This window comes from Candidatus Pelagibacter sp. (assembly GCF_052046145.1).
Taxonomy (GTDB): Bacteria; Pseudomonadota; Alphaproteobacteria; order Pelagibacterales; family Pelagibacteraceae; genus Pelagibacter.
Map to the genome: position 1 here is coordinate 703,258 of NZ_JBNGZR010000001.1, position 24,128 is coordinate 727,385.

The window sequence follows — 24,128 nt, forward strand, 5'->3', positions numbered from 1 at the left end:
TAAAACAAAATCACAAATAAGGAGTAATTTTGCTATTACACACAGTTAAAGTATATCCATCAAAAATTAATCTTCCAAAGAAGAAACAGCTTGCATGGAAAATTGCAGAGATAGCAAGCGATAATGCTAAATTAAATAAAGATGCTATTGAGATGGTTATCAATAGAATTATTGATAATGCTGCTGTTGCAATTGCTTCATTAAATAGAAAGCCAGTAATCTCATCTAGAGAAATGGCTTTAAGACACCTTAGAAAAAATGGTGCAACTTTATTTGGTGTAAACTCAAAATTAAAATTTGATTGTGAATGGGCAGCATGGTCAAATGGTACAGCTGTTAGAGAATTAGATTTTCATGATACTTTCTTAGCTGCAGATTATAGTCATCCAGGTGACAACATTCCTCCTCTTATAAGTGTAGCACAACAAAACAAAAAAAGTGGATTGGATTTATTAAGGGGAATAATTACTGCATATGAAGTTCAGGTAAATTTAGTCAAAGGTATTTGTTTGCATAAGCATAAAGTTGATCACATCGCTCATTTAGGTCCTAGTGTTGCTGCTGGATTAGGAACAATGCTAAAATTAAATACTGAATCTATATATCAAGCTGTTCAACAGGCATTACATACATCAATATCTACAAGACAATCTAGAAAAGGAGAAATTTCAAGTTGGAAAGCTTATGCTCCTGCTCATGCTGGTAAGCTTGCTATCGAAGCTGTAGATAGAACTATGAGAGGTGAAGGTGCTCCAAGTCCAATTTATGAAGGTGAAGATAGTGTTATAGCAAGAATACTAGATGGTAAAAAAGCTAAATATAAAGTCCCATTACCAAAGAAAGGTGAAAGTAAAAAAGCTATTTTAGAGACATATACAAAAGAATATTCTGCTGAATACCAATCACAAGCTTTAATAGATCTAGCTAAAAAATTAAAAACAAAAATACCTAATTTAAATCTTATTAAAAAAATTGATATCTTTACAAGTCATCACACTCATTATGTAATTGGGACAGGCGCTAATGATCCACAAAAAATGGATCCCAAGGCTAGTAGAGAAACATTAGATCATTCTATAATGTATATATTTGCTGTAGCTTTAGAAGACGGAGATTGGCATCATGTTAAATCTTATACTAAAGCAAGAGCGAATAGAAAAAGTACAATTAAAATTTGGAGATCAATTAAAACATATGAAGATAAAAAATGGACAAAGAAATATCATGATCCAAATCCAAAAAATAAAGCTTTTGGAGCTAAAGTAGTTGTAACACTTAACAATGGAAAAAAAATAACAGAGGAACTTGATAGAGCAGACGCACATCCATATGGAGCGAGACCGTTTAAGAGAGAAAATTATATAAATAAATTTTTAACTTTAACTGAGGGTATTTTGGATAAAAAAGAAAGCGATCGTTTTTTAAAAACAGTACAAAATTTAAGAAATTTAAAATCAGGTCAACTTCATAAATTGAATATTGAAGTAAGAAGAAATAAATTAAAAAGAAATAATAAAAAGGGAATTTTTTAATGCACTTTGTAGAAAAAGAACCAAGTCAAAAAAGATTAGATTTTGATCAAAAATTAAAATCAAATAAAATATTAAGAGTTCCGGGTGCATACAATCCTTTGACAGCAAAGCTAATAGAAGAAATTGGATATGATGCAGTTTATGTATCCGGTGGAGTAATGGCTAATGATCTTGGTTTTCCCGATATTGGCTTAACAACTCTTCAAGATGTTAGCACAAGATCTTATCTAATTTCGAGAGTAACTAATCTTCCAACAATAGTTGATATCGATACAGGATTTAAATCTTGTAAAGAAACCATAGAAACATTTGAAGAATTTGGAATAACAGGTGTCCACTTAGAGGATCAGATTGAAAGAAAAAGATGTGGGCATCTTGATAATAAAGAACTTATTTCGACCGACACTATGGTTAAAAAAATTAAAGAATGTGTTGCTACTAAAAAAGATCAAAATTTTAAAATTATTGCACGTTCAGATGCTAAAAGTGTTGAAGGTTTAGATAAAATGATTGAAAGATGCAAAGCCTACATTGATGCTGGTGCTGAAATTATTTTCCCAGAAGCTCTTGAAGATGAAAAAGATTTTGAAAAAGTTCGTAAAGAATTGTCTGGTTACTTGTTAGCTAATATGACTGAATTTGGTAAATCGAAATTATTTACTTACAAAGAATTAGAAAATTTTGGATATAATATTGTGATTTATCCAGTTACCACACAAAGATTGGCTATGAAAAATGTAGAAGATGGATTAAGAGACATTTATGCAAATGGACACCAAAACAATATAATTGATAAAATGCAAACTAGAAAAAGACTTTATGAATTAGTTGATTATGAAAAATACAATTCATTGGATGAAAAAATTTATAATTTTAGTACAGAAGGACATGAATAATGAGTGATGATATCAAGAAGGGATTACTAGGCATTGTTGTTGATGAAACAGAGGTTTCAAAAGTAATGCCTGAGATTAACTCGCTTACTTATAGAGGGTATGCTGCTCAAGATTTGTGTGAGTATTGTAGATTTGAGGAGGTCGCATATTTAATTTTAAATAAAGATTTACCAAATACTCTTGAACTTAGAAAATTTGAGAAAGAAGAAAGAAATCATAGGGAGTTAACTAAAAATTTATATGAGATTATTAGGCATATGCCAAAAAAATCTCATCCGATGGACGTAGCTAGGACTGCTGTAAGCGTAATGGGATTGGAAGATAAAGAGACTACTGACTCTTCACCTGAAGCAAATATGAGAAAAGCACTAAGAATTTTTGCAAAAACTCCTACAGCACTTGCTGCTTTTTACCGAATAAGGAAAGGGAAAAAAATTATTAAACCAAAAAAAACTTTAACTTTTGCTGAAAACTTTTTCTATATGTGTTTTGGAAAAGTACCTCAAAAAGAAATTGTTAAGGCTTTTGATGTATCATTAATATTATATGCGGAACATAGTTTTAATGTTTCTACATTTACGGCAAGAACAATCACTAGCAGTTTATCTGATATACATGGAGCAATAACAGGTGCAATCGCCAGTTTAAAAGGCCCTCTTCACGGTGGAGCTAATGAGGAAGTTATGCATATGATGAACAAAATTAAAAAGCCTGAAAATGCCTTAAAATGGATTAACAACGCCTTGAAAAATAAAGAGGTGGTGATGGGATTTGGGCATAGGGTTTATAAATCAGGTGATTCTAGAGTTCCAACCATGAGGAAATATTTTGCAAAAGTTGCAAAAATTAAGAAAGATAAAAAATTCGAGAAAATTTACGATATTGTTGAAAGGGTAATGATAAAAGAAAAAAACATATATCCAAATGTAGACTATCCTACAGGACCTACTTATCATTTAATGGGATTTGAAACTGATTTTTTTACTCCAATATTTGTAATTTCAAGAATTACTGGTTGGTCTGCTCATATAATGGAGCAACATGCTGCTAATAAACTTATTAGACCTTTAGCTAGTTACAAAGGTAGCAAGCATCGAAAAGTGATGCAGTTAAATCAAAGATAATTTAGTCTAAGTCTAAATCACCACAAGTTACATCTGTAAATACACAAGTTGTGTAATGATAGGTGCTTTTAACATCTTTAACTACTCCAAGGGCAGTCCCTTCAATAGTTCCTGTTACCGTATTACAACCTGTTAATATTAGAAAAAAAAATATTATATAATATTTTTTAAACATTTGTTTTAACTAAAAGCTTCAGCCCATGTACCCTGCGTTGATGCTTTAGAATATTCAGTTGCTCTACCTTCGAAAAAATTCATATGCTCAACTGCATTTAGCATTGTATCCAACCAAGTTAGTGGATTTTTTTGAACATCATAAATTGGTTCTAATCCCAATTGAATAAGTCGTCTATTCGCAATGAACCTAATATAATCTTTAACTTCTTGGGCAGTTAAACCTTCCATTGGACCCATTTCAAAAGCTAAATCAATAAAAGCGTCTTCATGCTCAACAATTATTCTACAAGCTTCATAAAGTTCTTTTTTAAGTTTAGGCGTCCAGATTTCAGGATTTTCTTTTATAAACTCTTTAAAAATTCTGATCATAGAATTACAATGAAGTGTTTCATCTCTTACGGACCAAGTAACTATCTGCCCCATTCCTTTCATTTTATTGTGTCTTGGAAAATTCAATAAAATTGCAAAACTTGCAAACAACTGCAATCCTTCTGTAAACGCACTAAACACTGCAACTGTTTTTGCAATATCCTCTTTAGAATTTACATTGAAGCCCTGCATGTAATCGTACTTGTCTTTCATCTCTTTGTATTTCATGAAAGCAGAGTATTCTGACTCAGGCATACCAATAGTATCTAAAAGATGAGAATAAGCAGCTACATGAACTGTTTCCATTGCAGCAAATGCTGTCATCATCATTAATACTTCTGTTGGTTTAAATACAGTTGTGTAATGTCTCAAATAACAATTATTAACTTCTACATCGGCTTGAGTAAAAAATCTAAAAATTTGTGTTAATAGATTTTTTTCTGGTTCAGACAGGTTTTTTTGCCAATCTCTAACATCATCTCCCAAAGGTACCTCTTCTGGCAACCAATGAATTCTTTGTTGAGTTAACCATGCATCATAACACCATGGATATCTAAAAGGTTTGTACACAGGGTTTTCTACTAATAGACCCATCTTTTTTGGTTGAATAATTTCTTTATTAATTTTTTCTGCTACTGACATGATAAACACTCCTCGTATTCTGGCTGCTCGTTAGATTGTTGATTTTTAGATTTATAAACATTTGCTGTAATATCAGTTGATTTAGCATCATTAATATTTTCAGCTCTCTGAATTGATTTTGATCTACAGTAATAAAGACTTTTTAAGCCTTTCTTCCATGCATCAAAATGAATTTTGTGTAACTCTTTTTTATGAACATCTGCTGGTAAAAATAAATTTACTGATTGAGCTTGTGAAATATAAGGAGTTCTGTCTCCACTAAGTTCAATTATCCAATTTTGATTAAGCTCAAATGCTGTTTTAAATACATCTTTTTCTAAATCAGTTAAAAAATCTAAATGGCTAACAGACCCTTGATTAGTAGTAATAGTAGACCAAGTTTCATCATCATTTTTACCATGATTTTGTAGTATTTCTTCTAGATATCTATTTCTGACATTAAAAGAACCTGACAGAGTTTTATGAGTATAGCTGTTTGCTGCAATAGGCTCTACTCCTGGAGATGCTCCACCACAAATAATTGAAATTGATGCTGTTGGAGCGATTGCTGTCTTATTAGAAAATCTTTCTTTGTAACCATACTCAGCTGCATCTGGACAAGCGCCTCTCTCTTCAGCTAAATCTTTAGATGCCTGATTTACTTTTTCATCAATATTTTTAAATATTTTTTTATTCCATGATTTTGCCATTACTGACTCAAGTGGAATTCTATTTTTTTGTAAGAAAGAGTGAAAACCCATTACACCCAAACCAACACTTCTTTCTCTTTCTGCTGAATATTTTGCATCTTTAAACTGATCAGGAGCTTTGTTAATAAAATCAGATAAAACGTTATCCAAAAATCTCATAACATCATTAATCATGTCTGGATCATCTTTCCATTCATCATATTTTTCTAAATTTAAAGAAGATAAACAACATACTGCAGTTCTGTCTCTTCCATCTTTATCAATTCCTGTTGGTAAGGTTATTTCACTACACAAATTTGAAGTTTTAACTGTAAGGTTTGCTAACTTGTGGTGCTGTGGAATTTGTCTATTAACAGTATCAATATAAATAATATATGGCTCTCCTGTTTCTATTCTTGCAGTTAATAATCTAATCCATAAATTTCTTGCTGAAATAGTTTGTTGTATGGATCCATCAGCGGGACTTTTTAAAGCCCATTGTTCATCCGTTTCTACAGCTCTCATAAACGCATCCGAAACTAAAACACCATGATGTAAATTTAATGCTTTTCTATTTGGATCACCACCAGTAGGTCTTCTCATTTCAATAAACTCTTCTATCTCGGGATGATCAATTGGAAGATAACATGCTGCAGAACCTCTTCTTAATGATCCTTGACTGATAGCCATTGTTAAAGAGTCCATAACTTTTATAAAAGGAATTATTCCAGAAGTTTTTCCAACTCTTCCTATTTTTTCACCTATAGATCTTAGGTTGCCCCAGTAACTTCCAATTCCTCCACCCTTCGCTGCTAACCAAACATTCTCACTCCATAAATCAAGAATGCCTCCTAAGCTATCAGATGCTTCATTTAAAAAACATGAAATAGGTAATCCTCTTTTTGTACCACCGTTTGATAACACTGGTGTCGCTGGCATGAACCAAAGGTTACTAATGTAATTATAAATTCTTTGAGCATGTAAATTATCATCTGCATAAGTACTTGCTACTCTTGCAAATAAGTCTTGATAAGATTCGTTTAAACCTAAGTATCTATCTTTTAAAGTTGCTTTACCAAAGTCTGTAAGATTTGCATCTTTCGAACGATCAATTTTAATTATGATACCTTTGTCATTTTGAAATAATTCTGTTTCATTATTTAATGAGAAAAGATCGGGCTTATTTATCCTAGAAACTTCCTTAACTTCTGGGCTATATTCAGAGACAGCTTTTTTGAGGGCTTGAGAAAGAATCTTATTCATAAATTTTAATTATATTTTGTTATTAGTACGAAAACAACTATATGTTGTAGGCGTTTATCGTAAATATACTATATAAACTTTTGTACAATAGAACATTTATAGAACGCGACAAAATGATAATCAATAAAAAAATAAATTTTTTTGCAAGAAATTAACAAAAAAAGAGTAAGAAAATAGGTAATGAATCAAAACATAAAAATAGACCCATTTGGCTTTAGGGAATATGACGCTCGATGGTTGTATGAGAAAGATATAAACCAATCTGGAATAGAGAATCTAGGAAAAGGCCTTGGAACACAGATAAAAATACATACTAAAAAAGATAATCCCAGAATCATAGTTGGGCATGATTATCGTTCTTATAGTGAAGAAATAAAAACAGCTCTTAAAAAGGGATTATTATCTACTGGATGCAATATAGAAGATATTGGCCTGTCGTTATCACCAATGGTTTATTTTGCACAATTTAATTTAGATGCAGATGCAGTTGCTATGGTTACAGCTAGTCATAATGAAAATGGTTGGACTGGTGTGAAAATGGGAATCAAAAAAGGACTCACTCATGCGCCTGAAGAAATGAAAGAATTAAAAGAAATTACCTTAAATGAAAAATTTACAAAAGGTAAAGGTAATGAAAAACAAATAAAAAATTTTGATAAAATTTATAAGGAAGACTTAATTAGTAGAAATAAAATTAAGAAAAAAATAAAAGCTGTTGTGGCTTGTGGGAATGGTACAGCGGGTGTTTTTGCCCCAGACATTCTAAGAGGTATCGGGTGTGAAGTAATAGAGTTGGATTGTAACCTAGATTGGAATTTTCCAAAGTACAACCCAAATCCTGAAGATCTAGAAATGCTTCACGAAATAGCAAAAGTAGTTAAAGAGAATAATGCAGATATAGGTTTTGGATTTGATGGTGATGGAGATAGAGTTGGGGTTATTGATGATAAGGGCAATGAAATATTTTCAGATAAAATAGGTCTTTTAATAGCTAGAAATTTGTCAAGTAAACATAAAAATTCAAAGTTTGTGGTTGATGTAAAATCAACGGGTTTATTTACAAAAGATAAAATCTTATTAGAAAACAATTGTGAAACAATTTATTGGAAAACGGGTCATTCTCATATTAAAAGAAAAGTGAACACTGAAAAAGCATTAGCTGGTTTTGAAAAAAGTGGTCATTTCTTTTTTAATCAACCTTTAGGATATGGTTATGATGATGGAATTAACTCAGCAATTCAAGTGTGCAACCTATTATATAATCAAAATAAAAAAATGAGTGAAATTATTAGTGAATTACCTAATACATTTCAAACACCAACTATGGCACCTTTTTGCAAAGATGAAGAGAAGTATATTGTTGTTGAAGAGCTTGTTAAACAAATTAAAAATTTAAAAGAAAAAAAAACTGAAGTGGATGGCCAAGTTATTAATGACATTTTAACTGTTAATGGAGTTAGGTTTTCATTCGAAGATGGTTCTTGGGGGCTTATAAGGGCTTCTTCAAACAAACCATCTTTAGTTATTGTCACTGAAAGCCCAACATCAGATGAAAGAAAGAAAAAAATCTTTGATTTTATTGACGATTTGTTACAAAAAACAGGTAAGGTCGGTGAATATGATCAGAAAATTTAATTTTTTAAATTATCTTCATCGTTTTTATTTTCTAAATTATCTTTATCAACGTTAGTTTCTAAATTATCACTATCCTGATTGTGTTTTTGTTCAGAAATTTCATCGCTATAAAACTTTCTAACCAATTCCTCCTCTTTAAGTCGTTGTTCTTCATCAAATTTTTTCTCCCATTCTTTCATTCGCCTATTTTCCTCATCTTCTCTCTCTTTTTGAGCAATTTCAGCTAATCTAATTCTCTCGTTTTCTTCATCAATTCTTTTTTGTCTTTCCTCCTCTATTTTCAATTCTTTTTCTCTTTGACGTCTTTCATTTTCTTTATTTATTCTCTCACGTTCAGCTTCTTTAAGTTCTTTTTCTTTAATTCTTAATTCCTCTTCCTTCGCTCTTTGCTCAGCCTCTTCTTTTAAAATTTGTCTTTGAATTTCTTGCTGTCTTTCAGTTTCTAGATCTCTTAATCTTTCTTCCATTTCTTTAAGTTTTTCTTGCTCATATTTCAGCTTCCTAGCTGCCTCTCTTAATCTTTGCTCTTCCTCAAGTCTATTTTTCCTTTCAATTTCTTTTAATCTTATTTTTTCTTGTCTTTCTTTTTCTTTTTCATCTCTTCTCTTTTGAGCTTCAATTTCCTTATTTTTTAATTCTTCTTCTTTAATTTTAAATTTTTCTTCTCTAATTCTTTGTCTCTCTAACATTTTTAGCCTTAAATCTTCTTCTTTAAGCTTTCTGGCTTCTTCTCTAAGTTTTCTGGTTTCTTCATCTTTAATTTTTTTCTGTTCTATTTTAATTCTTTGAGCTTCTACTTTTTGTCTTTTTTCTTCATTCTTTTTTTCTTGCTTTTCATTTTCAATGATTAATTTTTTTTGAAAAAGAAGTTTCTTTCTTTCTTCTTTAAGCTCGTCTTGTTTAGCTTTTTTTGCTAATTTTTTTTCTAAAATTAATTCTCTTTTCTTCTCTTTTTCTAATTGTTTTTTTAATGCTAAATCTTTTTTAACCTTGTTTTTTTTAAAATCTTTTAAAAGCGAGGAAATCTTATTTTTAGTTTGATCTATTGGATCAAATAAATTCTTTTTAATATTTTTATTAATGTCTTTTATTGAAACCATTTTAAAAAGTATCAATTAGAATAATAACACTAAATATTATGTGTGGCTAAATTGAGTTTTTTTTTCAGACTAAATACAACTTAAGATTGTCTGATTTTAAATTAGTTAATAAAAGGCATTTTCAACTAATAAGTGTTCTTAAATATTTGAAGAATCACTTAGTTTGGATTCGTGAGGTGATGGAGGGAGACTGAAATCACCTCTTTTTTTTTGCTTGTTATAATTTTAAGTATTCGTAAAAAAATTTAATCGAAACCACTAAAAGAAAAATTCCAAAAAAATTACTAATTTTATTCTTATCAATACTGTGTACTGTTTTAGCTCCTATCCGAGCCATGAAAGTTGTAATTGGTATAAATATTAAAAATGCTGGTATGTTTATAAAACCAATGCTTAGTGGAAGACTAGAATTTAAAAAACTTCCTGAAAGAAGAAATCCTATTGCTCCAAATAGAGCAATTAGAAAACCTATGGCTGATGCACTCCCTATAGCTTTATTTATTGAATAACCAAAAAACTTAAGGATAGGTACATTCATTACAGCTCCTCCTATACCCATAGGAGCAGATATAAACCCAACAAGAAAACCAAGAATTACTTTTAAATGTAATTTCATTTTAACAATTATGTTTTGCTCCTTTTCTTTTATTAAAAGTAAGTAAATTCCTAAAAATAAGATCATTATAGAAAAAAATAAAACCAAAGATTTTGTTTTTAGAGAAGCTGCAAAAACAGTTCCAACAATCACTCCAATTACAACAAAAAGACCGTAATTCTTTACAATATCAAAATCAACTGCTTTAAATTTATGATGTGTTAAAACTGAAACAGTAGATGTTGGTATTATAATTGCAAAGGAAGTTCCTACTGCAAGGTGCATAACATATTGAGGATCAATTTCTAAAGAACCAAAAATAAAATATAAAAAAGGAACAGTTATTAACCCTCCTCCAATGCCAAATAATCCAGCCACAAAACCTACTGGAATAGCTGTTAAAGCCATTAATAAAATAATATAACTGTATTCGTTTGTTAATATTGAACTAAGCAGACTGCCCTACTCTAGTATCTACATTATTGTATTTAATTTTATCCATGATATGATCAATTTTTTTCACGTCAGCATCTCTTACACACATGTTTTCACTTAAATATCTTTTCCAATAACTTGCACCTGTTTGACCATGAAATAAACCAAGAGTGTGTCTCATAATTTGATTCAATCTTGTTCCTTTTTTTAATTCTTCTTTTACATAAGGAATGAGTTGTTCAATTACATCTTGTCTACTTGGAACATTGTCATTATTAAATATTTCTCTTTCAATATCTGCTAATAAATAAGGGGTATGATACGCAGCTCTTCCTATCATTACACCATCTGTTTTTTCTAAATGAGGTTTTATTTCATCTACTGAAGTTATTCCTCCATTAATAATAATCTCTTCATTTGGAAAATCTTTTTTTAATTTATAAACATATTCGTATTTTAGAGGAGGAATATTTAAATTTTGCTTAGGTGTAAATTTACCTAACATTGCTTTTCTTGCATGAATGATGAAAGTTTTAACTCCAGTTGCTTTTAAGGTAGAAATAAAACTATGTAAATTTTCATAATCTTCTACATTATCGTAACCAATTCTTGTTTTTATAGTTACTGGTAGTTTTGTAACTGATTGCATTTTACTTAAACAATCTGCAACTAAATTGGGCTCTTTCATTAAACAAGCACCAAATCTATTTTTTTCAACTTTTTTACTAGGACATCCTAAGTTTAGATTAATTTCATCATAACCAAAATCTTCGCCTACTTTAGTGGCTTCAGCTAAAAGTTTTGGAGAAGAACCTCCTAATTGAAGTGCCACAGGTTTCTCATTTATATTAAACTCCAACAACTTTTTTTTATCTCCTCTATTTATAGCTTCATCAACTACCATCTCAGTATAAAGCAGAGTATTTTTGGATATTAATCTAAGAAAAAATCTTTCATGACGATCTGTGCAATCCATCATAGGAGCAACTGATACTTTCCTATTCATGGTATAACTTTATATTATTTTTTTATGAGTTTGAAGCTTCAGTGTCATCTGAAGATACGTCTGCTTCTTGATTTTCTGATTCTGATACTTCATCTAAAGAAACTTCACCTTGCTCATTCATAGTTTCTTCCCCTACTGAATTATCAATTTCTGCCGTAGCTGTTTCAGATAGCTCAGCCAAATCTTCTTTTGTTACTTGAATTTTTTCTGGAGTTTTTCTTGCTCTTTTAGATGGTAAAATTGGAGTACCACTTTTTGAAATTTCACCTTTATATAAATTTTCAAAATCATCACCTATTTCTTCATCATCTTCAGCAGTGTCGTCAACTTGCTCAACATGTTTTCTAAGTTTGTAAATGGCGCTATCAGTTAAATCTGAAACTTTAATTTTTTCTTCAGCAATTTCTCTTAATGAAATAACTGTATTTTTATCTTTATCTCTATCAATTGTTGGTTCTATTCCTGCATTTAATTGAGTGGCTCTCTCTTTAGCAACCAATACTAATTCGTAAGGACTTTCCACTTTATCTATGCAATCTTCTACAGTGACTCTAGCCATGGGCGGTTATTTATACCTGGCATCTTAAAAAATCAAGCATTTTCTAAATATAAACTGGATTTAATTTTTTCCTTGTAAAAAACAGTAATACTAATGAGGTAAATATATAAACAGCAGAAATAACTGCAATTTTCTCAATAGAAAAACCTTTATCAATTAATACTCCAAACAAAGCTGTACCAAATGCTGTTGCAAACACCATCAAAGCAGTCGTTAAAGCTTTAATTGAACCAATGTGTTTTACACCATAAATCTCAGCCCAAGTTGATGATCCCAATACGTTAGCAAATCCATTTGATACACCTATTAACCCAAGAAATACGAACGCTGTTATTGAAGAATCAAAAAGAATAATAATAAAAGTAGAAATTAATAATGGGATATTCATATAGATTAAAAGCTTTCTACTACTAAATTTATCAATTAATGGGCCGGCTAACAGCAATGTTGATACTGTTAAAATAGAATAAGACATGAATGATTGTGCAATAGTGAACTCACCCCATCCCTTGGAACTTGTTACAAAAGATTGATAAACAAAAACTCCTGTAGCAATCCAAGGCATAGCAAGCATATTTGAGCTAATAATATAAAATCTATAATCTTTTAAAACTTCAAGTCTTGTCCATTGTTTTATATTTTCATCTACTTTGTTTTGATCGCTAGCTGTTTCTCTAGAATCTAAATTCAAATTTTTTACAAGAAGATAAGAGGCAATTGGTAAAAAAATAATTACTATCAGAGAAATTGTTAACCAAATGTTTTGCCAAGTATATAAAGTAAGCAAATAAACTATTAAAATTGGTAAAATAAATTCTCCACATGATAATCCAAACCAACCTGCGCTAAGAGCTTTTCCTCTTGATTTGGTAAAGTATCTTGAAATTGTTGTGCTTGCAGTATGGGACATCATACCTTGACCTGAAAATCTCATTAAAAATATTGCTACAAATAAAAATGCCACGGAAAATATTTTTGAAAAGAAAAAACATGAAAATGCTAAAAGCGGTATTACAAATAAAGAAAATTTGAAAACATTTACATCATCTATTTTTTTTCCAAGCCATATAAATATAACGCTACTAAATAAAGTTGCTGAGGCATATATTGTGCCAAATTGTCCATGACTTATTGAAAGAGTATCCCTTATACTTATACTAAATAGTCCTAGAAAAAAACTCTGTCCAAAGCTTGAAAAAAATGTAAAAATAAATCCAAATACAATTACTTTTAAACTTAAACTTTTAAACATAGAAAAAAATTATGACATGTAATGTTGCTTTCATAGGTCTTGGGGTTATGGGCTACCCAATGGCTGGATATATATCAAAAGCCGGGCACAATGTAACTGTTTTTAATAGAACTAAATCTAAAGCTGAAAAATGGATTGGTGAATATAAAGGTAAAATGGCCAATACACCTGCTGAAGCTGCAGATTGTGCTGATTTCATTTTTACATGTGTTGGTAATGACAATGATTTGAGAGAAGTAGCAACTGGGGAAAATGGATTATTTAATACAGCAAAAGCTGGGTCTATTTTTATTGATAACTCAACTGTATCTGCAGAAGTATCAAGAGAATTAAATAAAAAAGCAAATGATAAAGGGTTTAGTTTTTTAGATGCTCCTATTTCAGGAGGACAAGCTGGTGCTGAGGGTGGAATACTTACAGTAATGGTTGGAGGTGATGAAGAAGTATTTAAAAAAGCTGAGCCTGTAATTGATTGTTATAGTAAAAAAGTAAAATTAATTGGTCCTTGTGGAAGTGGTCAGTTAACAAAAATGATGAACCAAATGTGTATTGCTGGAACAGTCCAAGGTTTATCTGAAGCAATCAATTTTGGAATTAACGCCGGTTTAGATATGGATAAAGTTATGGAAACAATATCTAAAGGTGCAGCACAATCTTGGCAGATGGAAAATAGATACCGAACTATGACAGATGATAAGTTTGATTATGGTTTTGCTATAGATTGGATGAGAAAAGATTTAAAAATTGCAATTGAGGAAGCAAAAAAAAACGGGTCACCTGTGCCTATAACTGAAATTATTGATGGTTATTATGCTGAAGTTCAACAGATGGGTGGAAATCGTTGGGATAGCTCAGGTTTGATTGCTCGATTAAAAAAGAAAAAATAATATTTGTGACAGATACAGTTCCTTATTACGAGGACTTTACGGAGATCAAAAAGAAAATTTGGTCAATGTTAGATAATGCTGTTAAAGATAGAAGTTCACCTTTTAGAATACCGGTATTCATTTGTGGTGATCAATCAGACTTTGATGGAAGAATTGTTGTTCTAAGAAAATCTGATCAATCAAATAATTTAGTACAATATCATAGCGATATTAGGTCAGATAAAATTGAAAAATTAAGAGCAAATAAAAATGCAGCAATGTTATTTTACGATAAAGATGAAAAAATACAGGTCAGATTGAAAGTTGAATGTACGGTTAATCACAATAATGATGTAACAAAAGAATCTTGGTCTAAAACCCAACATATTAGTAGAAAATGTTATTTAGTAGATAATGGTCCAGGAACTGAGTCAGATCTACCAACGTCCGGACTAAAACCAGAATTAGATAATTTTGATTACACTAAAGAACAAAGCGAAGAGGGTTATAAAAACTTTACTGTTATTCAGTGCAAAATTAAATCTATAGAATGGCTTTATTTAGCAGCTAAAGGCCATCGAAGAGCAAAGTTTAATTTAGAAAATAAAAAAGATACCTGGTTAGTTCCTTAGATGGTTACTGGATATATATTTACAGCATTTCTTATAATTTTAGGATTAGCTGTAATGAGATTTGGGAGTATTCATTTTAAAAAATTTAAAGAAGGTAAAACCAAAATTAAGTCTAAGTTAAGTGGGCAATTATCTTTCTTAATTTTATTTATAGCAATAATTGGATTGATCATTTATTCAGTGAACGATCTATTATTTAATTAAATAAATTATTATTTCAAATACCTTTAATAATTATATTTGTACCCTCAGAATTATCTAATCTTATTTGTTTTATTGGTTTGTATTCTTCAGAATTGTACCATTCTAATGCTTTTTCATATGTAGGAAATTTAAGAATAATAATTCTAGGAAAATTTGTTTCACCATCAAAAATTTGAAATTCACCAGCTCTTACTAAGAATTCTCCACCAAATTTTTTTACAAGTGGTGTGACCTTTTCAACATATTCTTTATAATTTTCTGGATTAGTTACTTTTAATTGAGCTATTACGTAGCCTGCTGACATAATTTCTTAGCTATAAAAATTAATTTTTAAATTCATGGTTATTTATTTATATGCAAGGTTTTTGTGATTAAATCGTGTAATCCTTGTTTTTTTTTTGTAAAACCAATCATTAAAAAACCTATTAAAAATATAATACCTGACAAAGGCGCACTAAAATATCTCAATGTTGCTCTCCCTAAAGTTATTTTTTTAAAATTTTGATCACAAATTTTTATTTTGCACATTTTCATTCCTATAGTTGCTTGATATTTTGAGCTATGAGATAAACAGAAATATGACCATGAGATTACTATTCCAAGAATATAATCAGAACCAGGACCGAAATTAGTATCATACAAAATAATTTGAATAAGAAAACCTAAAACAAAACCAACAACCACTAAAATAAATGTATCTGCTACTCCAGCACCAAATCTGACCCAAAAACCAATATATCTTTTTTTTTGAGGTAACTTAGAAAACTTTAATGACTTGTACACAAAGTGTGAAATTAGAGGAGCGGTACCAAAATAAATAAAAAAAATTATAAATATCCATATACCAATGCTCATAATTAATCCTAACAAATCAAATTATTATTTCAATAGTGTAATATTAAAATATAGATTTAGAATATTTTTTCCAATTATCTTGATAGTGTTTTGTATTTTCAAATACTGCTTTTTTTTCTTCCTCTGAAACTTCTCTAATAACTTTACCTGGTGAGCCAACAACCAAAGAGTTATCTGGTATGATTTTATTTTCTGTTATCAAAGCTTTAGCTCCAATGATACAATTCTTTCCAATATTTGCTTTATTTAAGATAACAGCTCCAATCCCAATTAAACTATTATCTCCAATGGTACATCCATGAAGCATAACTAAATGTCCAACAGTAACATTTTTTCCTACTTTTAAAGGACATCCAGGATCTGTGTGTAATATACTCCCATCTTGTACATTAGATCCTTCGCCAATATGAATATTTTCAATATCTCCTCTAAGCACTGCATTAAACCAAATACTTGTATTTTTTTCTAAAGTAACATCCCCTATTATTGTAGCATTCGGAGCTACCCAATTTTCGCCAGAGTTTTTTGGTTTTTTATCTTTTAAATCATAAAACATAATCTATATATTTTACATTATGCCCATTCAAACTCCAATATGTGATTTTGGTCGAAAAGCTATCCCATTTGAATTAAAATCTACTGATAATAAAATTCTGTCTTTAAATGATATCAAAGGTGAAAATGGAACTTTGATAATGTTCATTTGCAATCATTGTCCATATGTAAAAGCTATTACAAAAGAATTAGTTGAAGATTGTAGTGAATTAAACAAAATTGGTATCAACTCAGTTGCTATCTGCTCAAATGACTTTGTTAATTATCCAGAAGACTCGTTTGATAACATGATTAAGTTTTCAAATGAAAATCATTTCAATTTTCCTTACTTGCATGATGAAACTCAAGAAATTGCTAAAGCATATGATGCTGTATGCACTCCAGATTTCTTTGGTTATAATAAAAATCTAGAACTTCAATATAGAGGACGATTAAGAGAACTTAAAAAGTTTATTCCAGTTAAAGAAGGAGAAAGTGATCTGCTTACAGCTATGAGACAAATAGCTGAAACTGGAAAAGGTCCTGAAGATCAAATACCCAGTGCGGGCTGTGGTATTAAATGGAAGTATGATTAATGTATCTAATTGTAACTAGATCATTCCCACCTGAGTTTGGTGGTATGCAAAATCTAATGTGGGGCCTTTCAAGAGAATTATCTAAAAACTTCATGATAAAAGTTTTTGCAGATCATATAGAAGGTCATAAAGAATTTGATGAGCAAGCCTCTTTTTCGATCGAAAGAGTTGGAGGAATTAAATTGCTTAGAAAATATAGAAAAGCACAATTAATTAATGAATATATAAAAGAAAATAAAATTGATGGAATTATTGCTGATCATTGGAAAAGTTTAGAACTTATTAAAACTTCTAATAAAAAATACTGTTTAATTCATAGCAAAGAAATCAACCATCCTAAAGGTTCTAGTCAAAATAAAAGAGCAGTTAGTGTTTTAAATAATGTTGAAAAAGTTATAGCAAATTCTCAGTTTACAAAAAATCTAGCAATAGAACTTGGTGTTAATAAAAATAAAGTAATTGTAATAAATCCAGGTGTATATCCTGCTGAAGAATTAAATAAAAAAACTTTAGATAAAGTTGAAAGTATACTTAAAGTTAAAAATCCAAGACTAATTACAGTTTCAAGATTTGATAAACGTAAAAATCATGAAAAAATAGTAATGGCTTTAAGGAATTTAAAACAAATTTATCCTGATATTGTTTACATTTGTATTGGATATGGAGAAGAAGAGGAAAATATTAAGAAACTGGTAAAAGAACTAGATCTTGAAGCACAAGTTATGTTTTTTAAAGATATTAGTAATGATTTAAAAAATGCATTAGTTTCAAAATCAAATATCTTTGTAATGCCATCCATAATCTATAAAAAATCAGTTGAAGGTTTTGGTATATCTTACGTTGAAGCTGCACAATACGGTATTCCATCAATTGGTGGTAAAGATGGTGGTGCAGCAGATGCAATTGATCACGAAAAAACTGGTTTAATATGTGATGGAAATAGTCTTGATGATATTTATTCTTCAATTACTTCAATGTTAGAAAATAAAAAGTATTTAAACCTTGGGAAAAATGCAAAAGAATTTGTTAATAAATTTCAATGGTCAAAAATAATTGAAGAATACAAAAAGATACTAAATTGATTTCAAAAAATAAATTAGCAATTTTTTTAATTATAATCTCAGTTTTTTGTGGAACATTGATGTTAACCTTTTTAAAATTAGCACAAGAAGAAGTTAATGTTTATGTTGCTGGATTTTTTAGATTTTTATTTGGTTTACTAATTATTTTTCCATACATGCTAAAATCTAATTTTACAGTTTTTAAAACAAATCATCATAAAAAACATTTTTTAAGAGCGGTTTTAAACTTGCCTTCAATGTTATTGTATTTCTCAGCTTTAGTAATGATGCCAATTGAAAAAGCTACAGCTATATCTTTTGTGGTTCCTTTCATAGTAACAATATTGGCAGTTTTGTTTCTGGGAGAAAAAATTTACATATATAGAAGTTTTGCATTAGTTTTAGGATTTATTGGAATGTTAATAATTTTAAGACCAGGAATAATTGAAATCTCTCTTGGAGTTTATATGGCACTGGCATCGTCTTTTATGTGGTCAATAGTAATTATAATTACAAAAACTATCGCAAAAGATGATAGTTCAATTACGATTTTATCTTATGGATATACGTATATGACTATTTTTAGTTTCATTATTGCGTTGTTTTATTGGCAAACACCTAGTTTTCAAACTTTGATTTATTTATTTTTTGCAGGTTTATTTGGTACATTGTTACATCTTTGCATAAATCACGCATACAAATTAGTTGATGTTAGTATGACACAACCATATTCTTTTTTGAGTTTAGTCTTCGCATCTTTAATTGGATACTATGTTTTTAGTGAAACACCCGATCTCTTTACCTGGATTGGTGCTGGTGTTATATTTATAGGGGTTATAATTATGTCGTATCGTGAAATGAAGCTTGATAAAGAAATTATTAGAAAACGTATAGATATTAAATCTTAATTTTTCCTCTTAAAGGTTTTGTAAATATGCCAAACTACAATTAAAATTGTAGTTGCTAAGATACATGCAGTTAATGTTCTGTCCCACAAAAATTCCCATGAACCATTACTTAATAATAAAGACCTTCTAAGATTTTCCTCCATCAATCCACCTAAAACAAAAGCTAATATTAAAGGTGGCATTGGAAAATCATATAATCTTAAAAAAGTTGCAACTACAGCAATCCCAATCATTAAATAAATATCAAAATTATTAAATGACATTACGTAAATCCCAGTAACGGAGAAAAATAAAATAAGAGGAATTAAATAATTTTTAGGAACAGCAAGAATTCTAGCTATATAAGGGATTAGTGGTAAGTTTAATATCAGCAAAATTACCATTCCAATATACATAGACATAATTATTGACCAAAAAATCTCTGGATTCGTCATATAAAGTCTAGGACCGGGCTGAACCCCAAAACCTAGAAGAGCCCCTAGCATTACAGCTGTAGTTCCACTCCCAGGAATTCCTAAAGTGAGCATTGGCACAAAAGAACCTGAGCAAGCAGCGTTGTTTGCAGTTTCTGGTGCCGACAAACCATTTACACTGCCTTTACCAAATTTTTCTTTTTCCTCATCACTAACTACGTTTCGTTCCATTCCATAAGCTAAAAAAGATGCAATTGTTGCACCAGCTCCAGGTAAAACACCAATTAAAAAACCAATTATTGATGATCTTGGAATTGTTTTATACATTTTAGTTCGTTCTTCTTTATTAATCTTAATCGAGCCTAATTCAGTTAAAGAAACTTGTTTAGCAGCACTGGTCGGATCATTTCTTTTTAAAATAATTGTTAATGCTTCACTCATTGCAAAAGTTGCCATCACAACTAGTACAAAACTAATTCCGTCAGTTAAGTTCATATTATTAAATGTAAATCTTGTAATATCAGACAAACTATCTTGGCCAACAGATGCTAACATCAATCCAAGAACTACCATCATCATTGCTTTCAGAAATTGTCCTTTAGAAGAAAAAGCAGCAATCGCTGTTAAACCTAAAATCATTAAAGCAAAGTAATCTGGTGATCTAAAAGATAAACTTACTTTTGACAAACTTGGAGCCATAAATAATAAATAAATTGCAGATAATGTTCCACCTGCAAACGAACTCCATGCTGCAATCGCTAAAGCCTTACCCGCCTTACCTTGTTGTGCCATAGGATAACCATCAAATGAAGTGGCAACTGTTCCAGGAACACCGGGTGCGTTTAATAATATAGAAGAAGTAGAACCACCAAATACTGCTCCATAATAAACGCCAGCCATCAAAATTAATCCTGTTGCAGGATCGAAACCATAGGTAATTGGTATCATCAATGCGATAGCTGTCATTGGCCCAAGACCAGGAAGCATTCCAATGATTGTTCCAAAAAAACAACCGACCATAACCATTAATATGTTCTGAAAAGTAAGTGCTGTTGTTAATCCAATTAATATTCCTTCAATCATCCCATAACTCCTATTGATTGTAAGAATGGGTCTCTCAAGTATATATCAAGAACACCATGTAGGAGGTACATAAAGACAGCAACAAATGGAAAGGATAATAAAAACATTAAAATCCATCTTCGTTCTCCTAAAAAATAATATGACGCAAATAAAAATAAAGACGTAGTTAAAAAATATCCAACTTTTAAAATTGTAGCTCCATAAATAATTGCAATTAATATAAGTATACCTGTTTTTTTATACTCTAAGCTTTTATGTTCTACTTTAATTGTATTTGGATCTGGTAAAATAAGTTTTAATCCAGAAAAAAATAATCCTGCATAACCTAAATAAATTGGAAATGTTCGTGCATTAAATGGTGCATTTTCATCAAATGCAAATACTTGAATTTGATAAGCAGTGTATAAATAAAATGCTGAAAAAATAAAAAAGAGCAGTGATATAATTTTTGTAGTATTTATATTCACTGCTCTTATTTCAAATAATCCTATGGATTATATCACTCCTAGTTTTTTCATAAGAGCTGTCATTTCTTGAGTTTGTTTTTCTAAGAAAGAAACAAACTTGCCTTCTGGATTATATATATTAACCCAAGCATTTCTTGCTCTGACAGTTTCCCATTCAGGAGTTTTTTGTACATCGCCAAGCATTTTTGCAATAGCTGATCTATCAGCATTGCTCATACCTGGAGGACCAAAGAAACCTCTCCAGTTAACGAATTGTACATCATATCCTTGTTCTTTAAGAGTTGGTGCATCTGGTGCATCAGAAACTCTTGAAGGCGCAGTGATACCAATGATTCTTACTTGATCTCTTGCACCCATCAATTCACCTAAACCAGTTGATATGATTTGAGTTTCTCCAGATAAAAGTCCAGCTAAAGCTTTTCCACCAGCATCATAAGGAATGTATTGAACAGCATTCGGATCTGCACCTGCAGCTTGGAAAGCTAAAGCACCAATTAAATGGTCCATACTTCCTCTCACTGATCCACCAGCCATTTTAACTGAATTTGGATCTTTTTTGTAAGCATTAACTACATCTTTAAAATTTTTAAAAGATGAACTTTTTGCAACAGCGATAGCACCGTAGTCACCAATTACACCAGCTATTGGCACAACATCTTTATAAGATAAAGTTCCACTTCCTTTTACATAACCTTTGTGTCTAGTAATTGATCTTAATACTAATGGTGTTGATTGAACTAAAACTGTATTAGCAGGTTTAGTATTGATCATGTAAGCTAAAGCTTTACCACCACCACCACCTGACATATTTTCAAATGATGCACTACTTAACATACCAGCTTTTGTTAAAGCCTCTCCAGTACCTCTAGCGGTTCCATCCCAACCACCACCAGCACCACCACCAATTACAAAGTGCAATTTGTCAATTGCAACTGAGCTTGTAGTTGTTGCTGAGAATAATAGGATTGCTGAGAATAATACTGAAACTATTTTTTTTAAGTTTTTCATTATTTATCCCTCTCTAATTTAAAAACTTTAGTTAATTATAGTCTTAATGTTTATTCAACCTGTAATTAAGTAACACAACTTTTAATTGAAACTTCTTTAACAAAAAAAATATCAATCAAATATTATATTTTATTTTTTTTACAGATTAAAATTTCACTTAATTCACTAGTTTTAATTTCTTTTTTCTTATCTTTTAAAAAGTTGATGATAGAAGCTTAGTGAATGATTAAACATCAAATCAAATCTTATCTTGAAAATGCTAAACAAGTATTTTCAATTAAATTTATTTCTGTTCTGATAATTTCTTTTCCTAGCGCAATTATTGCTGACTATTTTAATATTCCTCTTGCTTGGTTTTTAGGTCCAATGATTATCACATCACTTGCTGCTCTATCAGGTCTTAAAATTACTATGCCAAAAATTGTATTAAGTTTTATCTTGATAATTTTGGGTTTGCATATTGGAAATTACATAGACCAAAATCTATTTAATCAAATGCTTGATTGGATTTGGACTTCATTAATTATGTTAATCTACATAATAATTTGTATTTTAGTTGTCGCTAAATACCTCCAAAAATTTGCAAGTTATGGAGAAAAAGCTTCAATATTTTCAGCAGCACCTGGTGCACTTGGTCCTTTAATGATTTTAGCAGAAAATGAAAAAACAGATTTATCTCAAGTTGCAACTTCTCACTTAATTAGATTAATAATCATAATAACTGTCATTCCATTTATTATAGTTAATAATACTGACAACAGTGTTTTGTTAAATGATGACTTCAACTATTTAGCTCAAAATCATTTCAATTTAATTTTACTTATTTTTGCTTCTTTGTTTTTTATAATTGTTTTTGATAAAATAAGAATACCTGCAGCTTTACTATCTGGAACATTATTTGCAAGTGGTTTGTTACAAATTACAGATATAGCCTCATATAAATTACCAGATGAAACAGTAAATTTTTGTTTGCTAATTCTCGGCTCTTCAGTTGGTTGTAGATTTGCTGAAAAAACTGTTAAAGAGATAGCTAATAATTCTCTTCATAGTATTGTGGCTACTACTATTTTGGTAGTATTAGGTTTGTTTGCAGCCTATGTTGCAACATTCTTTGTAGAGACAAATATTTTAACTTTAATATTATCTTATAGTCCTGGTGGAATTTATGAGGTGGCAGTTATAGCAATTGCTTTTGATCTAGACCCAGATTTTGTTGCTTTTCACCATATAATAAGATTACTTTTTATACTCTTCACAGTTCCTGTATTTTTAAGAGTATTAGAAAAAATTAAGAAATAATTTCAGAAAGTCTTTCAAAAACTTTTTCTACTGAGAGTTTAGATAATTCAGGAGCTTGTATTGCTTTAAAATTTTCTCTTTCAATACTTACTTTAAAAGGTGTTGTGTGAGATCCAAATAAAGCAATTCCTTTTGAACCTAAATGTGCTGTCATATGCGCTGGTCCAGTATCGTTTGCAATAACAAATGAACTATCTTTAATTAATGTTGCTAACTGAGAAATATCTAAAGCTTTACCATTATCTAAAACGCAAAGTGCATTAATATTTGATGCTTCTTTAATTTCACTTGGTCCAGGTGCAATAACTACTTTAAATTTGTTATCTGACTTTTGATTAATCATAGCAATTAACTCATTATAATAAGGCCATTTCTTTGAAGTTAAATGAGGAGAACAAAAAGGAAAAAGAAGAATATATTTATCTAATTGATGGTGATTTTTTATTTGAGATATGTCTGTTGTGCTCCATGAAAAATCAGGATTTAAGGTATGATTTGTATTTATGCCTGAACTTTTTAATTGATGATCAAATCTAGATAGAACAGAGTCTTTATCAAAATCTTCTTTTGAAGTTCCTTCAGGTAATGTTGTATCAGTAGATGACCAAGTATCTTTTGTTGCTTTTGGAAATAAAATTTTTTTATAAAAGGCTGTTCTACTTGAATTCTGTAGATCGTAAACTTTAGAAAAATTATATTTTTTTATATTTTTCATTAATGAATATAAATAAATCAGGTTTAGTCTTGATAATCGCTTATCTAAAATAACATCAGAGATATGTGGATTTTTTTTAAATAAATCAAAATATGGTTTAGTTGTTAGCAAATAAATTTCATCTCCTTTATGATTCTCAGAAATATCTTGAATTGCACCACAAGCTTGAGCTATATCACCCAAAGATCCATGTTTAATGATTAAAATATTAGACATATTTTTAACAATTTAACA

26 protein-coding genes are annotated in these 24,128 nt (G+C 30.0%); 11 read left to right on the forward strand and 15 right to left on the reverse strand.

Annotated elements, in window-relative coordinates:
• The first annotated feature begins 29 nt into the window (after nt 1–29).
• From ACTT88_RS03795 to ACTT88_RS03805, 3 genes are read left to right on the forward strand one after another with little or no spacing between them, the layout of a single operon-like run.
• Entirely contained in the window at nt 30–1,532 is a 1,503-nt protein-coding gene (locus ACTT88_RS03795) for an MmgE/PrpD family protein (RefSeq protein WP_440907994.1), read from the forward strand.
• The gene (gene prpB, locus ACTT88_RS03800) at nt 1,532–2,428 is read left to right on the forward strand and encodes a methylisocitrate lyase (protein ID WP_440907995.1); all 897 of its coding nucleotides are present in this window, start codon (nt 1,532–1,534) and stop codon (nt 2,426–2,428) included. The genes ACTT88_RS03795 and prpB overlap by 1 nt, the downstream gene beginning before the upstream one ends.
• On the forward strand, nt 2,428–3,552 hold the full coding sequence (locus tag ACTT88_RS03805) for a bifunctional 2-methylcitrate synthase/citrate synthase (RefSeq protein WP_440907996.1): 1,125 nt from the start codon (nt 2,428–2,430) through the stop codon (nt 3,550–3,552). Before prpB ends, ACTT88_RS03805 begins: the two co-directional genes overlap by 1 nt.
• A gap of 1 nt (nt 3,553) precedes the next feature.
• On the opposite strand, the gene ACTT88_RS03810 is transcribed toward ACTT88_RS03805, so the two are convergent.
• The 3 genes from ACTT88_RS03810 to ACTT88_RS03820 are packed head-to-tail and all read right to left on the reverse strand — an operon-like array spanning nt 3,554 to nt 6,671.
• Nucleotides 3,554–3,727, reverse strand: coding sequence for a hypothetical protein (locus ACTT88_RS03810; protein ID WP_440907997.1), 174 nt, complete (start codon nt 3,725–3,727; stop codon nt 3,554–3,556).
• Nucleotides 3,728–3,732: 5 nt separating this feature from the next.
• Nucleotides 3,733–4,740: a ribonucleotide-diphosphate reductase subunit beta gene (locus tag ACTT88_RS03815; protein ID WP_440907998.1), complete on the reverse strand. Its 1,008-nt coding sequence runs from the start codon at nt 4,738–4,740 to the stop codon at nt 3,733–3,735.
• Entirely contained in the window at nt 4,731–6,671 is a 1,941-nt protein-coding gene (locus ACTT88_RS03820; RefSeq protein ID WP_440907999.1) for a ribonucleoside-diphosphate reductase subunit alpha, read from the reverse strand. Before ACTT88_RS03820 ends, ACTT88_RS03815 begins: the two co-directional genes overlap by 10 nt.
• A 180-nt stretch (nt 6,672–6,851) precedes the next feature.
• On the opposite strand from ACTT88_RS03820, the gene ACTT88_RS03825 reads away from it, so the two are divergent.
• Nucleotides 6,852–8,306 carry a phosphomannomutase/phosphoglucomutase gene (locus tag ACTT88_RS03825; RefSeq protein ID WP_440908000.1) on the forward strand — a complete coding sequence of 485 codons (1,455 nt, stop codon included), beginning with the start codon at nt 6,852–6,854 and terminating at the stop codon, nt 8,304–8,306.
• On the opposite strand, the gene ACTT88_RS03830 is transcribed toward ACTT88_RS03825, so the two are convergent.
• The 5 genes from ACTT88_RS03830 to ACTT88_RS03850 form a co-directional block, all read right to left on the reverse strand.
• The gene (locus tag ACTT88_RS03830; protein ID WP_440908001.1) at nt 8,303–9,406 is read right to left on the reverse strand and encodes a hypothetical protein; all 1,104 of its coding nucleotides are present in this window, start codon (nt 9,404–9,406) and stop codon (nt 8,303–8,305) included. The two genes, ACTT88_RS03825 and ACTT88_RS03830, sit on opposite strands and share 4 nt — an antisense overlap.
• Nucleotides 9,407–9,623: 217 nt before the next feature.
• Entirely contained in the window at nt 9,624–10,409 is a 786-nt protein-coding gene (locus ACTT88_RS03835; protein WP_440908002.1) for a sulfite exporter TauE/SafE family protein, read from the reverse strand.
• Between the two features lie 40 nt (nt 10,410–10,449).
• Nucleotides 10,450–11,442, reverse strand: a complete 993-nt coding sequence (gene dusA / locus ACTT88_RS03840) for a tRNA dihydrouridine(20/20a) synthase DusA (RefSeq protein ID WP_440908003.1) — start codon at nt 11,440–11,442, stop codon at nt 10,450–10,452.
• 22 nt (nt 11,443–11,464) lie between these two features.
• A complete protein-coding gene (rpoZ, locus tag ACTT88_RS03845) occupies nt 11,465–12,001 on the reverse strand; it encodes a DNA-directed RNA polymerase subunit omega (RefSeq protein ID WP_440908004.1) in 537 nt (178 codons plus the stop codon).
• Between the two features lie 43 nt (nt 12,002–12,044).
• The gene (locus tag ACTT88_RS03850) at nt 12,045–13,253 is read right to left on the reverse strand and encodes an MFS transporter (protein ID WP_440908005.1); all 1,209 of its coding nucleotides are present in this window, start codon (nt 13,251–13,253) and stop codon (nt 12,045–12,047) included.
• 11 nt (nt 13,254–13,264) lie between these two features.
• On the opposite strand from ACTT88_RS03850, the gene ACTT88_RS03855 reads away from it, so the two are divergent.
• Genes ACTT88_RS03855 through ACTT88_RS03865 form a run of 3 tightly spaced genes read left to right on the forward strand, consistent with a single transcriptional unit; the run spans nt 13,265 to nt 14,955 of the window.
• Nucleotides 13,265–14,140, forward strand: coding sequence for an NAD(P)-dependent oxidoreductase (locus ACTT88_RS03855; protein WP_440908006.1), 876 nt, complete (start codon nt 13,265–13,267; stop codon nt 14,138–14,140).
• A gap of 5 nt (nt 14,141–14,145) precedes the next feature.
• Nucleotides 14,146–14,751 carry a flavin-binding protein gene (locus ACTT88_RS03860; RefSeq protein ID WP_440908007.1) on the forward strand — a complete coding sequence of 202 codons (606 nt, stop codon included), beginning with the start codon at nt 14,146–14,148 and terminating at the stop codon, nt 14,749–14,751.
• Nucleotides 14,752–14,955, forward strand: a complete 204-nt coding sequence (locus ACTT88_RS03865; RefSeq protein ID WP_440908008.1) for a hypothetical protein — start codon at nt 14,752–14,754, stop codon at nt 14,953–14,955.
• A 13-nt stretch (nt 14,956–14,968) separates the two neighbouring features.
• On the opposite strand, the gene ACTT88_RS03870 is transcribed toward ACTT88_RS03865, so the two are convergent.
• Genes ACTT88_RS03870 through ACTT88_RS03880 form a run of 3 tightly spaced genes read right to left on the reverse strand, consistent with a single transcriptional unit; the run spans nt 14,969 to nt 16,366 of the window.
• Complete coding sequence (locus tag ACTT88_RS03870) at nt 14,969–15,259, reverse strand: DUF1330 domain-containing protein (RefSeq protein WP_440908009.1); 291 nt, start codon at nt 15,257–15,259, stop codon at nt 14,969–14,971.
• Nucleotides 15,260–15,297: 38 nt separating this feature from the next.
• Nucleotides 15,298–15,810: an RDD family protein gene (locus tag ACTT88_RS03875; RefSeq protein ID WP_440908010.1), complete on the reverse strand. Its 513-nt coding sequence runs from the start codon at nt 15,808–15,810 to the stop codon at nt 15,298–15,300.
• Nucleotides 15,811–15,853: 43 nt separating this feature from the next.
• On the reverse strand, nt 15,854–16,366 hold the full coding sequence (locus tag ACTT88_RS03880; RefSeq protein WP_440908011.1) for a gamma carbonic anhydrase family protein: 513 nt from the start codon (nt 16,364–16,366) through the stop codon (nt 15,854–15,856).
• A 19-nt stretch (nt 16,367–16,385) separates the two neighbouring features.
• On the opposite strand from ACTT88_RS03880, the gene ACTT88_RS03885 reads away from it, so the two are divergent.
• The 3 genes from ACTT88_RS03885 to ACTT88_RS03895 are packed head-to-tail and all read left to right on the forward strand — an operon-like array spanning nt 16,386 to nt 18,909.
• On the forward strand, nt 16,386–16,940 hold the full coding sequence (locus ACTT88_RS03885; RefSeq protein ID WP_440908012.1) for a thioredoxin family protein: 555 nt from the start codon (nt 16,386–16,388) through the stop codon (nt 16,938–16,940).
• The gene (locus ACTT88_RS03890) at nt 16,940–18,022 is read left to right on the forward strand and encodes a glycosyltransferase family 4 protein (RefSeq protein ID WP_440908013.1); all 1,083 of its coding nucleotides are present in this window, start codon (nt 16,940–16,942) and stop codon (nt 18,020–18,022) included. Before ACTT88_RS03885 ends, ACTT88_RS03890 begins: the two co-directional genes overlap by 1 nt.
• Nucleotides 18,019–18,909 carry a DMT family transporter gene (locus ACTT88_RS03895; protein ID WP_440908014.1) on the forward strand — a complete coding sequence of 297 codons (891 nt, stop codon included), beginning with the start codon at nt 18,019–18,021 and terminating at the stop codon, nt 18,907–18,909. Before ACTT88_RS03890 ends, ACTT88_RS03895 begins: the two co-directional genes overlap by 4 nt.
• Here ACTT88_RS03895 and ACTT88_RS03900 read toward each other — a convergent pair.
• Genes ACTT88_RS03900 through ACTT88_RS03910 form a run of 3 tightly spaced genes read right to left on the reverse strand, consistent with a single transcriptional unit; the run spans nt 18,906 to nt 21,880 of the window.
• A complete protein-coding gene (locus ACTT88_RS03900) occupies nt 18,906–20,405 on the reverse strand; it encodes a tripartite tricarboxylate transporter permease (RefSeq protein WP_440908015.1) in 1,500 nt (499 codons plus the stop codon). The two genes, ACTT88_RS03895 and ACTT88_RS03900, sit on opposite strands and share 4 nt — an antisense overlap.
• Nucleotides 20,402–20,872 carry a tripartite tricarboxylate transporter TctB family protein gene (locus ACTT88_RS03905; RefSeq protein ID WP_440908016.1) on the reverse strand — a complete coding sequence of 157 codons (471 nt, stop codon included), beginning with the start codon at nt 20,870–20,872 and terminating at the stop codon, nt 20,402–20,404. The genes ACTT88_RS03900 and ACTT88_RS03905 overlap by 4 nt, the downstream gene beginning before the upstream one ends.
• A gap of 27 nt (nt 20,873–20,899) precedes the next feature.
• Complete coding sequence (locus ACTT88_RS03910; protein ID WP_440908017.1) at nt 20,900–21,880, reverse strand: tripartite tricarboxylate transporter substrate binding protein; 981 nt, start codon at nt 21,878–21,880, stop codon at nt 20,900–20,902.
• Nucleotides 21,881–22,102: 222 nt separating this feature from the next.
• Here ACTT88_RS03910 and ACTT88_RS03915 point away from each other — a divergent pair, with 222 nt between their 5' ends.
• Nucleotides 22,103–23,179: an AbrB family transcriptional regulator gene (locus tag ACTT88_RS03915; protein WP_440908018.1), complete on the forward strand. Its 1,077-nt coding sequence runs from the start codon at nt 22,103–22,105 to the stop codon at nt 23,177–23,179.
• On the opposite strand, the gene ACTT88_RS03920 is transcribed toward ACTT88_RS03915, so the two are convergent.
• Complete coding sequence (locus ACTT88_RS03920) at nt 23,169–24,110, reverse strand: glycosyltransferase family 9 protein (protein ID WP_440908019.1); 942 nt, start codon at nt 24,108–24,110, stop codon at nt 23,169–23,171. The two genes, ACTT88_RS03915 and ACTT88_RS03920, sit on opposite strands and share 11 nt — an antisense overlap.
• Between the last annotated feature and the right edge of the window lie 18 nt (nt 24,111–24,128).